The following is a 14,447-nucleotide window of genomic DNA, read 5'->3' on the forward strand; positions in this document are numbered from 1 at the left end:
TAACTTCGGAATTTCAGTTGGCGAAACTTTGTAATTCTACCATGTGGCGCGGCCTCTGTCATTCCGTAAAGCCAATGGCGGCGTCGTTCTCTCGTCTGGTCTCTAGTTTTAAAACTTTGTGAAGAAATATGAAAGAACAATTTGATGTGGTGATCGTCGGCGGAGGGATGGTAGGTGCCGCCGTGGCTTGTTGTCTGGGTGGTAGCCAGTTAAAAGTCGCTGTGATAGAAGCGCAGGTTCCGGAAGCTTTTTCCAGCGAACAGCCACATGATTTAAGGGTTTCGGCACTCAGTATCGCCTCAAAAAATATTCTGGAAGCCGTCGGCGCTTGGGAGGGCGTGACGTCGCGGCGTTATTGCCCGTTCAAGCGCATGCGGGTTTGGGAAACCGCCGGCGATACGACTTTTAATAGCGATGACATTCGCTATCCCGAGCTGGGCTATATCGTCGAAAATCGCATCACCCAGCTGGCGTTGCTGGATAGGTTGCCTAATTTCGACAATATCCAATTGCTGATGCCGCAGACCATCAGCAAGATCAATTACAATGGCCACGAATCGGAATTGGTATTAGCGGACGGGCGGGTGCTTCAGGCAAAACTGCTGGTGGCGGCGGACGGCGGGCAGTCGCGAGTCAGGCAGGCAGTAGGTTTGGGCGTGACCAGTTGGGATTACAACCAGCACGCTTTGGTCATTTACATAGAGACCGCCTATCCGCAGCAAGACATCACCTGGCAGCGCTTTGTGTCCAGTGGTCCGCAAGCCTTTTTGCCGTTGACAGGTAATTACGGTTCCATCGTTTGGTATCAATCCCCCGATGAAGTTCGGCGTTTACAAGCCTTGTCTTACGAGCAATTGCGGGATGAGCTGGTTGCGGCTTTCCCTGATTGCCTGGGCGAGGTCAAGCAGGTGTTAGGTGTGGCGAGCTTCCCGCTGAAGCGGCAGCATGCGCAACGCTACGTGAAACAAGGTGTGGCTTTGGTGGGCGATGCGGCGCACATGATTAACCCATTGGCCGGGCAGGGTGTTAATATCGGCTTGCTGGACGCTGCGGCGTTGGCGGAGATTCTGGTAGATGCCCGAAAACGCGGTAAAGACATTGCTGATCTGGCGGTGTTAGAACGTTACGAAGCGATGCGCCGCAACGAAAATCTGAAAATGATGACCCTGATGGATGTGTTTTATAAATCGTTTAGTAACGATATTTTGCCTATCAAGCTGTTAAGAAATCTTGGGCTGGGGTTGGCGCAGCGCATCACCCCAGCGCGCAATAAAGCTATGAAGGCGGCGATGGGGCTGGAAGGTCGTTTGCCGAAATTGGCGCGCGGTGAGCGCCTGTTGGCAAGATAGCGTCTCTAACCTTTCAGGCTCAAATATCTCAACATCGTGGTGCGTATCTGGGCCTTCTTATCTTCATCGCTGATCGGTAGCGACTGCTGGTCGCTGATGTAGAACATGTCTTCCGCGCGACTGCCTATCGTGGTGATTTTTGCGTCGTGCAGTTGAATATCCAGCTCCGTAAACGCCTTACCTATTGTCGATAGCAAGCCGGCGCGGTCCGTCGTCACTAATTCGATGACGGTGTGTTTATGCGACGGATCTTCCAGAAAGGTGATGCTGGTTTCTATCGGAAAGTGTCGGGCCTGGCGGGACTGCTTGTGGATATTCTTTGACGCTTTCACTTTTTTGGCGATTAAGCCTTGGCGTAGCGAGGTGCAGATATGTACTTCGCGATACAAGTCGTTAATCGCTTCGCCGGATTGTTCCAACACCTGAAAGCTGTTCAGTACGTATTGATCGGCAGTCGTGATGATTCTGGCATCCAGAATTGTGAGGCCCAAATGGTCCAGGGTGGCGGTTGAAATCGAAAAAATCTGCGCTTCGTTACGGGTGTAAACGAAAATCTCCGCACTGCCGCGCTGGGTTTGCGGACGCAGTAATACCAACGGCAGTTCGCTTTCCTGGCAAGCCGCGATGGCGATGGTGTGCCAGGCGATTTCGTCCGCAGAATAGCGCAGAAAATAGTCGTCGCTGAGATGCTGCCACGACTGTGTGATATTGGTTTTGGATATACCCAGTTTCAAAAGCTCGTCGCCTGCTTCTTTTTTGTTTTCCTGTACCCGTTCCGAGCGGGCCACCGGATTTTGCAGGCCGCGGTGCAAGGCTTGGTGGGTGGAAATATACAAGTCTTTAAGCAATACGTCTTTCCAGGCATTCCATAAGCTAGGGTTGGTGGCGCGAATGTCCGCCACTGTCAGTAGATATAAATAATTTAGCCGCTCTATACTGCCGACTTCTTGGGCGAAGGTGTGGATCACGTCCGGATCGCTAATATCCTTGCGTTGTGCGGTCATTGACATCAACAGGTGCTGACGAACCAGCCAAGTGATCAACTTGGTATCGTGGCTTGATAATTCGTGTTGCTGGCAAAAGTTGTTGGCAATGGTTTCGCCGAGCGTGGAATGATCGCCGCCTCTGCCTTTGGCTATGTCGTGAAACATGGCGGCGATGTACAAAATGTCAGGCTTTGAAATCAGTAAAAAAATATTATTGCAAAACGGCAATTCTTTATTGTGTTTGGCTAGCGAGAAGCGCCGCAAATTGCGGATAACGAACAATGTGTGCTCGTCCACGGTATAGATGTGGAATAGGTCGTATTGCATGCGCGCCACGATATTGGCGAAATCCGGCAAATAGGCGGCAAGTACACCGTAGCGGTTCATGCGCTTGAGTTGGCTGGTAATGCCGCGCGGCTGTCTGAGAATATCTATAAACAGGCGGTTGGCCTGTTTGTTAGTGCGGAATTCGGCATTGATCAGGTGCAGGTTTTTGCGAATCAAGCGGATGGTGCTGGCGCGAATGCCCTTTAAAGAGGGCGATTGTTGCAAGATTAAAAAAATTTCCAGCAAAGCCAGCGGTTGTTTTTGAAATACGTCTTTGTGGCTGACTTCCAGATAGCCGTCAATCGATGAAAAATTGGCGGTGATAGGGATGGGAGTTAGGCTTTCCTTGTTGCTGATCAGTCTCTCGTTCAGCAGTTGCAAGAGCATTTCATTAAGGCGTTCAATGTCCACGACAGTTTTGAAGTAAAACTGCATGAATTGCTCGACGTCGGGTTGTTCGTTTTTATCGATGTAACCGAACTGGCTGGCTAGCTCGCGTTGGTAATCGAACACCAATCGGTCTTCGCAGCGGTTGGTCAGATTGTGCAGTGCAAAGCGCAGGCGCCAGAGGATGTCGCGAGCGGTAATAAGATTGTCGTATTCGGATTTAGGTAAAAAACCGTACTTGATCAACTCGCGGAGAGAGGATGCGTTGTAATGGCGCTTGAATACCCAGCTGATGACCTGCAAGTCGCGAAGTCCACCAGGGCCTTCCTTAATGTTGGGCTCCAGGTTGTAAGCCGTGTCGTGGTACTTGCTGTAGCGCTTTTGCTGTTCAGCCATTTTGGCTGGAAAAAATTGTTCCGATGGCCAGAGTGTTTCAGAATTTATCTGGTGTTTTAGATCGCTAAATAGTTCGGAGTTGCCGGTAATCAGGCGCATCTCGAGCAGGTTGGTAAAGACGGTTTGGTCGTCCGCGGCAACCGCCAGACACTCTGCTACAGAGCGTGTACTGAGTCCTGGTTTTAAGCCAATGTCCCAAAGAAAGTTACAAAAACTGGATACCGGCTGTTGAAAGTCTATCGGGTTAGCGGCGTCTAGCAGCACCAAGATATCGATATCCGAGTAGGGAAACAATTCGCTTCTGCCATATCCGCCGGTCGCAATCAGGCTATGGCGGCTAGCGGCTGCGTCGAGGAAATGTAGCCAGCAGGCGGTCAATAGATTATCGATGAAGCGAGCTTTCTCGGTCAGCAGACCGACGGTCGCCTGGTCCGGGTTAAAGCGCATTTTTAACTGCGCATTTTCTTCGTTAATCGCATTCTTGAATTTGGCGACCGGATTTTCGCCTGCAAAGCAGTCGAGAAAATCGTTTTCGGTGAACATCGCTTGGCTCACGGTTCTTCCTGTCTCAGCGTCAAAATCTCGTAGCCGGTGTCGGTCACCAAAATCGTGTGCTCCCATTGTGCTGACAAGCTGCGGTCCTTGGTCACTGCCGTCCAGCCGTCGGCAAGGATCTTCATATGGCGTTTGCCTTGATTGAGCATGGGTTCTATCGTAAAAATCATGCCGGGCTCGATTATTTCGCCTTCACCGCGTTTGCCGAAATGCATCACGTGTGGGTCTTCGTGAAATTTTTTGCCGATGCCGTGACCGCAGAACTCTCTGACGATAGAGTAGCGATTGCTTTCCGCGTGTTTTTGAATGGCGTGGCCTATGTCGCCCAGGCGGGCGCCGGGTTTGACTTCCGCTATACCCAAAAACAGGCATTCGCGGGTGATGTCTACCAAGCGTTTGGCGTGTGGGCTGACATCGCCGATGCAAAACATCTTGCTGGTGTCACCGTGGTAACCGTCTTTAATCACCGTGATATCGATATTGACGATGTCGCCGTTCTTTAGCTTTTTCTCGCTGGGAATACCGTGGCAAATCTGTTGATTAATGGATGTGCAAATCGACTTAGGGAAGCCGCGATAATTTAAGGGCGCGGGAATGGCTTGTTGCACATCGACGATGTAGTCGTGGCAGATTTGGTCAAGCTCTTCGGTGGATACACCGGCAACGACGTAGGGGGCGATCATTTCAAGTACTTCGGCGGCCAGTTTTCCGGCAACGCGCATCTTGTCGATTTCTTCAGCGGTTTTTATGGTAATAGTCATCGGCAGGTGGCTAATTATTAGGATAAAAGCGGGTGCGGGCCTGGTTTTGCTATTTAATCAAGATGCTCTCGCAGGCAGGCGCCGACAGGAGTCTATCAGACTTGAAGTTGTTGTGAAATTCTAATCATGGTATAAAGGTAAGTTCACTATGTAACCAATACTCACACTTGTCGACACGGTCGGTGGGGTGCTGAAAGTCTATTGCAGATTTTCGGTCACTGATCGGGGCGAGTGGAGGCGTAACCCAACGCCGAATTATTCGGCAATATTAGGAGAAGTAAATGGCAGCAGTGTCAATGCGTCAAATGCTGGAAGCGGGTGTTCACTTTGGACATCAAACCCGTTACTGGAACCCAAAAATGGCTTCATATTTGTTTGGAGCGCGTAACAAAATTCATATCATCGACTTGGAACAAACGCTTCCATTGTTTAACGATGCGATGAACTATCTTGGTCAAATGACCGCCAACAAAGGCACCATCCTGTTTGTCGGTACCAAAAAAGCGGCGCGTAAAGTCGTGGCGGAAGAAGCAAAACGTTGTGGCATGCCTTACGTCAACCATCGTTGGTTGGGCGGCATGTTGACCAACTTCAAAACCATCAAAAAGTCCATCAACCGTTTGAAAGAACTGGAAGCGATGAAAGCCGATGGCACCTTGTACCAACGTTTCAGCAAAAAAGAAGCTTTGGGCATGGAACGCGAATTGGAAAAGCTTGAGCGTAGCTTGGGCGGTATCAAAGATATGCGCGGCACTCCTGACGCTATCTTCGTGTTGGACGTAGGTTATGAGAAAAATGCCATTATGGAAGCCAAAAAATTGGGCATCCCAGTGGTCGGCGTGGTTGACTCCAATAACTCCCCCGAAAAAATTGATTACGTTATCCCAGGTAATGACGATTCTATCCGCGCAGTGACTTTGTATTGCCAAAGTGCTTCGGCCTCCGTGCTGGAAGCAAAAGCCTTGCGTATGGATGCTTCAGCCAAAGCCGACGATTTTGTCGAAGAAGTCGTAACGGAAGCGTAAGTTTTAAACGCGCTCGGCCAAGGTGGTCGAGCGCCGCTGAATCTGGTATTCAGAACAGACTGTCTTTTAAACGCCTCCTTTGTGAGGCGTTTTTTTAGTTAATAAAATTTGAGGAAAAAACGATGAGTATTAGTGCGGCGATGGTCAAGGAATTGCGTGAGCGTACCGGCTCAGGCATGATGGAGTGTAAGAAAGCCCTGGTTGAAGCCAATGGCGATATGGAACTGGCCATTGAAAACATGCGTAAAGCCGGTTTGGCAAAAGCCGATAAAAAATCCGGCCGTATCGCGGCGGAAGGCATCATAGGTGTTAAAGTTTCCGACGACGCTAAAACCGTTGTTATGGTAGACGTTAACTGCGAAACCGATTTCGTCGCCAAAGGCGATGATTTTATTGGTTTTGCTAATGATGTTGTCAATAGTTTGTTGACCAGCAATGTCAACAGCGACGAAGAATTGCAAGCAATGGTACTGAGCACCGGCGTCAGCGTTGACGATACCCGTCGTGCGTTGATTGCTAAAATCGGCGAAAACATTACTGTGCGCCGTTTCGTTAAATTCACCACCACTGAAGGTGGTCAGGCGGCTTACCTGCACGGCAGTAAAATTGGCGTTATCGTTGAGTTAAGCAAAAACGATCCCGCTTTGGGTAAGGACGTGGCGATGCATGTTGCCGCTGCTAAACCTGAATATGTATCGGATGATCAAGTATCAGCCGATGTCATCGCCAAGGAAAAAGAAATTTTTGCCGCGCAAGCACTGGAAAGTGGCAAGCCTGCCGAGATCGTTGAAAAAATGATTGGTGGTCGTATCAATAAATTCCTGGCGGAAGTGACTTTGTTGGGTCAGCCTTTCATCAAGGACGACAGCGTTACCGTTGGTAAATTGCTGGCATCCAAAGGCAACGCTGTCGTGCGTTTTGCTCGCTTCGAAGTGGGCGAAGGCATTGAGAAAAAAGAAGAAGATTTTGCCGCCGAAGTAATGGCACAAGTTAGAGGCTAAACGCCTCAGAATAAACCCGGTTCGCCGGGTTTATTTATATCAGTTCGTTGCTTTTAACCCATGTTTACGGTGGATATTTGATTATGAGTCAATTGATTTGTCAGAGAATTTTACTTAAATTGAGCGGCGAAGCACTGGCGAGCGAACGCGGTGGCAGTATCGATCCGGATATAGTGCAACGCTTGGCTCAAGAAGTGAAAGACTTGTGCGATGCAGGTATCCAGGTCGGCTTGGTGATTGGCGGCGGCAATATTTTGCGCGGCGGCGAGAAAGCATCGGAAGGCCTGAATCGAGTTACCGGCGACCAAATGGGTATGTTGGCTACTGTGATTAATGCCTTGGCCATGCAGGACGCGCTGGAGTATCTCGGGCAGCCCGTTCGAGTAATGACTGCTCTGAAAATCAATCAGGTGTGCGAAGATTACATCCGTCGCCGGGCTGTCAGACATTTGGAAAAAGGTAGAGTGGCTATTTTCGCTGCCGGCACCGGTAATCCGTTTTTTACTACCGATACCGCCGCCAGTTTGCGTGCTATTGAAATTGACGCCGAGTTGATGATTAAGGCGACCAAAGTCAAAGGCGTTTATTCCGCGGACCCGAATAAAGTGGCTGATGCCGTATTTTATCCCCGCTTGACCTATGACGAAGCCATCGATCAGCGCTTGAATGTCATGGACACCACGGCCTTGGTTTTGTGCCGGGATAACAACCTGCCCATGCGGGTAATGAATGTATTTGAGCCGGGAGCGATTATGCGCTTGATGCGCGGTGAAGACATAGGCTCCCTAATCGAGAGGAACTAACAGAATGATCAGCGATATTCAACAAGATGCCGCCAGCCGTATGGTAAAAAGCATCGAGTCCTTACAAAAAGCATTTACCAAAATTAGAACAGGGCGCGCGCATCCCAGCTTGCTGGACCAAATCAGCGTCACGTATTACGGTAACGAATCGCCCTTGTCGCAGGTTGCCAACGTCTCTGTCGAGGACGCGCGCACCTTGAAAGTCGTGCCTTGGGAAAAAAGCATGATTCAGGCTATCGAGAAAGCCATCATGTCGTCCGGCTTGGGCTTAAATCCCGCCACACAAGGCACCGTCATCAGACTGCCTTTGCCGGCACTGACCGAAGAGCGCCGCCGCGATTTGGTTAAAATCGTCAAAAATGAAGCGGAACAAGGTCGGGTAGCGATTCGAAATATTCGCCGTGACGCCAATGCCGCGATCAAGGACGCGTTGAAAGAGAAACTAATTTCCGAGGACGACGCGCGTCAAGCCGAAGAAAAGATCCAAAAGCTTACCGATCAATACATTAAGGAAGTAGAGAAGCATCTTGAAGAAAAAGAAGCTGATTTGCTTTCCATGTAATCGAGAGGCGAGATGACTGCTGCTGAAAACGATAAACCGGCGATAAATAACGGCAATCCACGGCATATTGCCATCATCATGGATGGCAACGGCCGCTGGGCGCAAAAACGCTTGATGCCCAGAATCATGGGGCATTACGCTGGTGTGAAGGCGGTCAGGAAGATCGTCGAGTATTGTGCCAAAGAGAACATTGAAGTGCTGTCATTGTTCGCTTTCAGCAGCGAAAACTGGCGCAGGCCGCAAGATGAAGTGAGTTTGTTGATGGAGCTGTTCATGAGCACACTGCAATCCGAGGTCGATAAACTCGACAAAAACAACATCAGATTGAAAATCATCGGCGATAAAAGCGCGTTTCCGGAAAAACTGCGGGAAAAAATCGCCGCTGCCGAAGGGCAGACTGCAAAAAACGACGGATTGACATTGCTGATTGCTGCCAACTACGGCGGACGATGGGACATCACCCAAGCTTTGCGGCAAATCGTCGCCGGGGTGAAATCGGGTGAGATCGACGAGCAAGCCATTTCCGAACAACTCGTCAATCAATATCTGGTGACCGCTGAGTTACCCGAGCCTGATTTGTTTATTCGTTCCGGCGGAGAGGAACGGATCAGTAATTTTCTTCTGTGGCAACTGGCCTATACCGAATTTTATTTTACCGATGCGCTTTGGCCGGATTTCGATCAGCAAGCATTGGAAAAAGCTATCGGCAGCTTCAAAGGCCGGCAAAGACGTTTTGGGCACACTGGCGAACAAGTCATCGATAACAGAGTTCTCTAGGGATTTTTTTCTATAACCATAATAATTAAAAAACCACACACATGTTATTAAAACGCATCTTAACCGCGCTAGTACTGGCTACCGTGGTCATCACGGCAGTTATGCTGCTGCCAGCCCTTTATTTCTCCCTATTTATCGCTGTGGTTACGCTGATCGCCGCCTTCGAATGGATGGCCTTGACCGACGTAAACACGCTTATCCGCAAAATACTTTTCCTCTTGTTTTTAATTGTGCCGATGTTGGGCGTTACCTATTGGACGGTATTGCTGGAGTTGCTTAGCGAGGCGATGGAATGGCCTGAAATCAAAGACTATTCGGATGCTTTAGAGTGGTTTGTTATCGCTCCGGTGCTGTTCTGGGTACTAACGATGGTTTTGATCAGAAAAGCCGGTCCGCAGTTGTTGAATATCGAATTCAAGTCGCGGCTCAAGACTTTCAGCGGTTGGTTGGTATTGCTCTCTGCCTGGATGTTTCTCAGCAAATTAAGAGCGTATTACGGTCCTGGCATGGTGATCTACTTTTTGCTGTTGATTTGGGCGGCCGATATTTCCGCCTTTTTTGCCGGTAAAACTTGGGGTAAAGATAAACTGGCGCCAGAAATAAGTCCGGGTAAAACCATTCAAGGCATGTATGGTGCTTTAATTTCCGCGGCTGTCTGCGGCATAGGTTTCACGGTGTATGGCTGGATTACCGCGACTCAGCCAGAAGATGTTGACTCCGGAACGTTGCGCTTCCTCAATGGATTGGTGTGGACCGATATGTTGATTTTGTCGGTGATGACCGTGTTGATCTCAATTTACGGCGATTTGTTTTTCAGTCTGATAAAACGCAAAAAAGGTGTTAAAGACAGCGGTAACTTGTTACCCGGTCACGGTGGAATTTTGGACAGAGTGGATAGCATCATCGCGGCCGCACCTTTTTTCTATGCAGGGATTTTATTGATTGGTAGGGTGTTTTACGCATGAAAGGTCTTTGCATACTCGGAGCCACCGGCTCGATTGGCGTCAGCACCTTAGATGTGGTTGCGCGCCACCCCGACCAATATAAAGTGGTAGCGTTAACCGCCAACGCTAATATCTACGCCTTATACGAACAATGTTTGACCCATCGTCCGGAATATGCTGTGGTTGCCAATCCGGATAATGCTCAAGCATTCAAGGACAAAATCGCCGGTTCGCCTATTGCAGATATTAAGGTGTTAGCCGGCGCGGACGCTTTGACGCAAGTAGCAACCTTGGACAATGTTGACGCAGTGATGGCCGCTATCGTCGGCGCGGCAGGTTTGTTGCCAACTTTGGCCGCAGCAAAAGCTGGCAAAACGGTATTGTTGGCTAACAAGGAAGCCTTGGTCATGTCCGGGCAAATCTTTATGCAAGCCGTCGCCGAAAACGGCGCGACCTTGTTACCGATTGATAGCGAACACAACGCAATATTTCAGTGCATGCCGGCTGGCTATACGACCGGGCATACTGCCAAACAGGCCAGACGTATTTTGTTGACCGCATCCGGCGGCCCGTTTCGGCAAACGCCGATTGCCGATTTGGATACTGTGACCCCCGAACAAGCGGTCGCACATCCAAAATGGGATATGGGCCGGAAAATTTCGGTGGATTCGGCGACGATGATGAACAAAGGTTTGGAGTTAATCGAAGCCTGCCTGTTGTTCAACATGGATCCGGATGCGATCCAAGTAGTGATTCATCCGCAAAGTATCATTCATTCCATGGTCGATTATGTCGACGGCTCTGTGTTAGCGCAAATGGGCAACCCCGACATGCGCACACCCATCGCGCACGCCATGGCTTGGCCGGAGCGCTTTGACTCCGGCGTGGCGCCGCTGAATATTTTCGAAGTCAAGCATATGGATTTCGAACAACCTGATTTGCAACGTTTCCCGTGTTTGCGGCTGGCCTACGAAGCTATAAAAGCTGGCGGCATCATGCCGACCGTTTTGAACGCCGCGAATGAGATTGCGGTGGAAGCCTTTTTGAACGAGCAGGTACGCTTTACCGATATTGCCCGGATCATAGAGCGAAGCATGGCCCAATTTACTGCCGATTGCGCCGATACGCTTGAACACGTCTTGGCAGCCGACCAGCAGGCCAGAGACGTTGCGAATAAAGTGATTGCCGAACTCAAACAATAGATTTGATGGATACTTTGCACACTTTGTTTTATTTCATCGTCGCCATCGCGGTACTGGTGGCGTTTCATGAGTACGGCCATTTTTGGGCGGCACGCAAGGTTGGCATCAAAGTTATCCGTTTTTCCATCGGTTTCGGCAAGCCGTTAATCAGCTGGCAAAAAAGCTCGGCCGATACTCAATTCGTCGTCGCTGCCATCCCGTTGGGCGGCTATGTGAAAATGGTCGACGAACGCGAAGAAGCCGTTAAACCGGAAGATTTACCTTACGCATTTAACCGGCAGCCGCTATTAGCCCGAACCGCCGTCGTCGCAGCCGGACCGATTGCCAATTTACTGCTGGCCGTGGTTTTATTTTGGTTGGTGTTGGTCATCGGCGAAGCAGGCGTTAGACCGGTCGTCGGTGGAGTGGAGGCCGGATCTCTGGCCGAGCAGGCCGGTTTTGCGGCAGGGGACGAAATAATCAGCGTTGATGAGACTGCCACGCCTACCTGGATAGAAGCTCTGGACACCTTGTTGACCTCGGCGATTGACGGTAAAACCGAAATAAGCGTAGTGACTAAAGCGATAGACGATAGTCAACAAGTACGCTTGATTCACTTGACCGAACAAGACGTACAAACCCCGGAAACGCTACATAAGCGTTTGGGTTTGAAACCTTGGGTGCCCACTATTAAACCGGTTATCGGTAAGGTGCTTGAGGATGGGGTTGCCAAACAAGCCGGTTTACAAAGCGGTGATTTAATTATCAGCGCAGACGGCACCGCCATTACCGACTGGCAACAATGGGTAGATTATGTGCAGGCCCGGCCGGATGTTGAAATTAAGTTATTTCTGGAGCGTAGCGGCGCGCCATTATCCTTAAGCATCACGCCGCGTAGCGAACAGCAGGGTGAGGGCAAGGCTGTCGGCAAAATCGGCGCCGGTGTGGATACGCCGAAAGACTTGCTGGACTCCATGATGGTGACCCATGCCTTGTCTCCCTGGGACGCGGTTCCGGTCGCCGGAAAGCGAGTTTGGTTTTACGCGGTGACCACATTAAAAATGATGGGAAAAATGGTGGTAGGTTCGGCTTCCGTCGAGAATTTGAGCGGTCCCATCAGTATCGCCCAATATGCCGGTCAATCGGCTGAAATGGGATTTACGGCGTTTCTGAAGTTTCTAGGCTTGGTTAGCGTCAGTCTCGGTGTGTTGAATTTGCTGCCTGTCCCGGTGTTGGATGGTGGTCATTTGCTGTTTTTCGCCGTTGAGGCCGTTAAAGGCAGCCCGATTCCGGAAAGAATACAACTGTATTTTCAACAGGCCGGCATGTTGCTGTTGATGCTGCTGATGGGTCTGGCGATGTTTCTGGATATAGGCAGATTATTTCAATAACGCTGAACAAAGCAGCCGCGTTGTGGTCAACCACATTCCTTTCTAATCTTCCCTGGTAATTACATGAAAAAAATCACACACACGCTGGCTCTGACGCTACTGGCTTTGACTAGTCCAGCATTATTTGCCGACGAAGCTGCGATAAAAAAAGCCTTGAGTAACTTTATGCCGGGCGGGCAGGTTGACTCGGTGAAACCATCGGAAGTCAAAGGTCTGTACGAAGTGTCTATGGGCGGCAATATCTTTTATGCATCCGAAGACGGTAAATATTTACTGCAAGGGCAATTATTTGACGCCGAAGCAAAGAAAAATATCACCGAATCTAAGCTGGCTGAGGTGCGTAAAGCCTCGCTGGATAAAGTCGGCGAACAAAAAATGATTATTTTCAAACCGGAAAACAGCAAACATGTCGTGTCTATCTTTACCGACATCGATTGCGGTTATTGCCGTAAGTTGCACTCTGAAATCGATCAATACATGGCGCAGGGCATTACGATACGCTACATGTTCTTCCCTAGAGCCGGCAAAGGGTCGGAATCCTATAAAAAAGCAGTGTCAGTCTGGTGTGCCGCCGACAAAAACAAAGCATTAACCACCGCGAAAAAGGGTGAACATCTGGACGCGAAAACCTGTGAAAATCCAGTGGATGAACATATGGCCTTGGGTGAAGCGTTCGGTATGAATGGCACACCGATGATAGTCACCCAAAAAGGTAATATTCTGCCGGGCTATGTGCCTGCCGCGCAATTAGCAAAAGTACTGGCCAGCGAATAAGCAAATACAAAAAACCGCCAGCTTCCGAGTTGGCGGTTGGATGGGTTAAAAAATTATCGGATCGTCACTTCTACTCGACGGTTTCGCGGTTCGGACGTTTCATCGCCGGTCTTGATCAACAAATTCTTTTCGCCGTGCGATGTCACGGCGACCTCTTTGACATCCATTTTGCCGGCATCGAATAACTTGCTGACCTGAACGGCGCGCTCATTAGCCAGCTTTTCGTTTTTGCCGGCATCGCCCACGGTGTCGGTGTGGCCTATCACTGAAATATCGGCGGCCGGATGTTTGCCGGCGGTTTCGATGATCTTGGGAATCAAAGCCGCCGATTCGGCGGTCAGCTTGGTGCCGCCGGTCTCAAAATACAATAAAAATATCTCCGGCAATACCGGCTCGGAAGCCAAGGCTCTGCCAAAGTCTTTATTGATCTTTTCTTGTTCGACTTTGAATACGGTTTTGGAGTTGTCCAGAGCTGCACCAAAACCGGCTTGTTCGACCACGGTTTCGCTGCCGGCACCGCTGAAAATCACTTTTCCGGTTGTGCCGTCGTGATCTTCCAGCAATACCAAATAAGATTTGGCGCAACCGCTTAAAGCCAGTGCAGCGGCGAATGTGAGGATTTTGGGTAAGGAAATTGTCGTCATGGCAAATACTCGGCTTATTCTTCAACTTTGACTAAAAAACGCGTGCCTCTTACCGCAATCACGCCGGTAGGAGTTTTTACCGTTACCGCTTCCGGCTTGAGTTTGGCGATGACGCCAGAAATATAATGCAGGGTGCCTTTTAATAAGCTGGCGTTTAATTGCAATTTGTCCTGCTGGGGTTCGAATTGATAAGCTTCTATTTTGAATTCGGTATTCGGGCCGATCGACAAAATGGTATTGTCTTTCAGCGTTACCCCGGCAGCGCCGTTCTGGTCGGTTTTAATGACGTTGCCGACATGAATCGGCGAACCAAGGCTGGCTTTGATCGGGCCGCTACTCTCGTCAATAGTCGTTTGATCGTTGATGGTTTTGATGTATCCGATGACTGTTTCATCGGCCGATACCGCATTCGGCATGCAAAGGGCTAACCCCAGGCTACAACAGGCGAAAAGACGTTTCATAATGGCCTCTACAAACGGTGTTTTGGGACATCAATAGCCGCGCGGGCGGTATCGAAATTCAGCGTGTAAGTATAGACAGCATTTAATTGTTGTCAGATTCAAGAGCTTATTTGTTTTAGGGCA

General features: G+C 49.7%; 14 protein-coding genes. 10 read left to right on the forward strand and 4 right to left on the reverse strand.

Annotated elements, in window-relative coordinates; translation table 11 throughout:
• The first annotated feature begins 128 nt into the window (after positions 1–128).
• Complete coding sequence (locus JWZ98_RS10330; protein ID WP_205454209.1) at positions 129–1,349, forward strand: FAD-dependent oxidoreductase; 1,221 nt, start codon at positions 129–131, stop codon at positions 1,347–1,349.
• Between the two features lie 5 nt (positions 1,350–1,354).
• Here JWZ98_RS10330 and glnD read toward each other — a convergent pair whose 3' ends face one another.
• Both glnD and map read right to left on the reverse strand, forming a co-directional pair.
• On the reverse strand, positions 1,355–3,988 hold the full coding sequence (glnD, locus tag JWZ98_RS10335) for a [protein-PII] uridylyltransferase (protein ID WP_205454428.1): 2,634 nt from the start codon (positions 3,986–3,988) through the stop codon (positions 1,355–1,357).
• An 8-nt stretch (positions 3,989–3,996) separates the two neighbouring features.
• Positions 3,997–4,761, reverse strand: coding sequence for a type I methionyl aminopeptidase (gene map / locus JWZ98_RS10340; RefSeq protein WP_205454210.1), 765 nt, complete (start codon positions 4,759–4,761; stop codon positions 3,997–3,999).
• 281 nt (positions 4,762–5,042) lie between these two features.
• Between map and rpsB the strand changes: the two genes are divergently transcribed.
• The 9 genes from rpsB to JWZ98_RS10385 all read left to right on the forward strand — a co-directional run bounded on the left by rpsB (position 5,043) and on the right by JWZ98_RS10385 (position 13,219).
• Positions 5,043–5,786 (forward strand): 30S ribosomal protein S2, encoded by a 744-nt coding sequence (rpsB, locus tag JWZ98_RS10345; RefSeq protein ID WP_020481858.1) that lies wholly within the window; start codon positions 5,043–5,045, stop codon positions 5,784–5,786.
• 122 nt (positions 5,787–5,908) lie between these two features.
• Positions 5,909–6,787: a translation elongation factor Ts gene (gene tsf / locus JWZ98_RS10350; protein WP_205454211.1), complete on the forward strand. Its 879-nt coding sequence runs from the start codon at positions 5,909–5,911 to the stop codon at positions 6,785–6,787.
• 83 nt (positions 6,788–6,870) lie between these two features.
• Positions 6,871–7,590, forward strand: a complete 720-nt coding sequence (pyrH, locus tag JWZ98_RS10355) for a UMP kinase (protein ID WP_020481856.1) — start codon at positions 6,871–6,873, stop codon at positions 7,588–7,590.
• Between the two features lie 4 nt (positions 7,591–7,594).
• On the forward strand, positions 7,595–8,152 hold the full coding sequence (gene frr, locus JWZ98_RS10360) for a ribosome recycling factor (RefSeq protein ID WP_020481855.1): 558 nt from the start codon (positions 7,595–7,597) through the stop codon (positions 8,150–8,152).
• Between the two features lie 12 nt (positions 8,153–8,164).
• On the forward strand, positions 8,165–8,929 hold the full coding sequence (locus JWZ98_RS10365; protein WP_205454212.1) for an isoprenyl transferase: 765 nt from the start codon (positions 8,165–8,167) through the stop codon (positions 8,927–8,929).
• Positions 8,930–8,970: 41 nt separating this feature from the next.
• The gene (locus JWZ98_RS10370) at positions 8,971–9,894 is read left to right on the forward strand and encodes a phosphatidate cytidylyltransferase (protein ID WP_205454213.1); all 924 of its coding nucleotides are present in this window, start codon (positions 8,971–8,973) and stop codon (positions 9,892–9,894) included.
• Positions 9,891–11,075: a 1-deoxy-D-xylulose-5-phosphate reductoisomerase gene (gene ispC, locus JWZ98_RS10375; RefSeq protein ID WP_205454214.1), complete on the forward strand. Its 1,185-nt coding sequence runs from the start codon at positions 9,891–9,893 to the stop codon at positions 11,073–11,075. The genes JWZ98_RS10370 and ispC overlap by 4 nt, the downstream gene beginning before the upstream one ends.
• A 5-nt stretch (positions 11,076–11,080) precedes the next feature.
• On the forward strand, positions 11,081–12,445 hold the full coding sequence (gene rseP, locus JWZ98_RS10380) for an RIP metalloprotease RseP (RefSeq protein WP_205454215.1): 1,365 nt from the start codon (positions 11,081–11,083) through the stop codon (positions 12,443–12,445).
• Positions 12,446–12,508: 63 nt separating this feature from the next.
• Positions 12,509–13,219 carry a DsbC family protein gene (locus JWZ98_RS10385; RefSeq protein WP_205454216.1) on the forward strand — a complete coding sequence of 237 codons (711 nt, stop codon included), beginning with the start codon at positions 12,509–12,511 and terminating at the stop codon, positions 13,217–13,219.
• Positions 13,220–13,272: 53 nt separating this feature from the next.
• Here JWZ98_RS10385 and JWZ98_RS10390 read toward each other — a convergent pair whose 3' ends face one another.
• A complete protein-coding gene (locus JWZ98_RS10390) occupies positions 13,273–13,863 on the reverse strand; it encodes an OmpA family protein (RefSeq protein ID WP_205454217.1) in 591 nt (196 codons plus the stop codon).
• Positions 13,864–13,877: 14 nt separating this feature from the next.
• Entirely contained in the window at positions 13,878–14,324 is a 447-nt protein-coding gene (locus tag JWZ98_RS10395; RefSeq protein ID WP_231499565.1) for a FecR family protein, read from the reverse strand.
• Between the last annotated feature and the right edge of the window lie 123 nt (positions 14,325–14,447).

It is taken from the genome of Methylomonas sp. EFPC1 (assembly GCF_016925515.1).
Taxonomy (GTDB): Bacteria; Pseudomonadota; Gammaproteobacteria; order Methylococcales; family Methylomonadaceae; genus Methylomonas; species Methylomonas defluvii.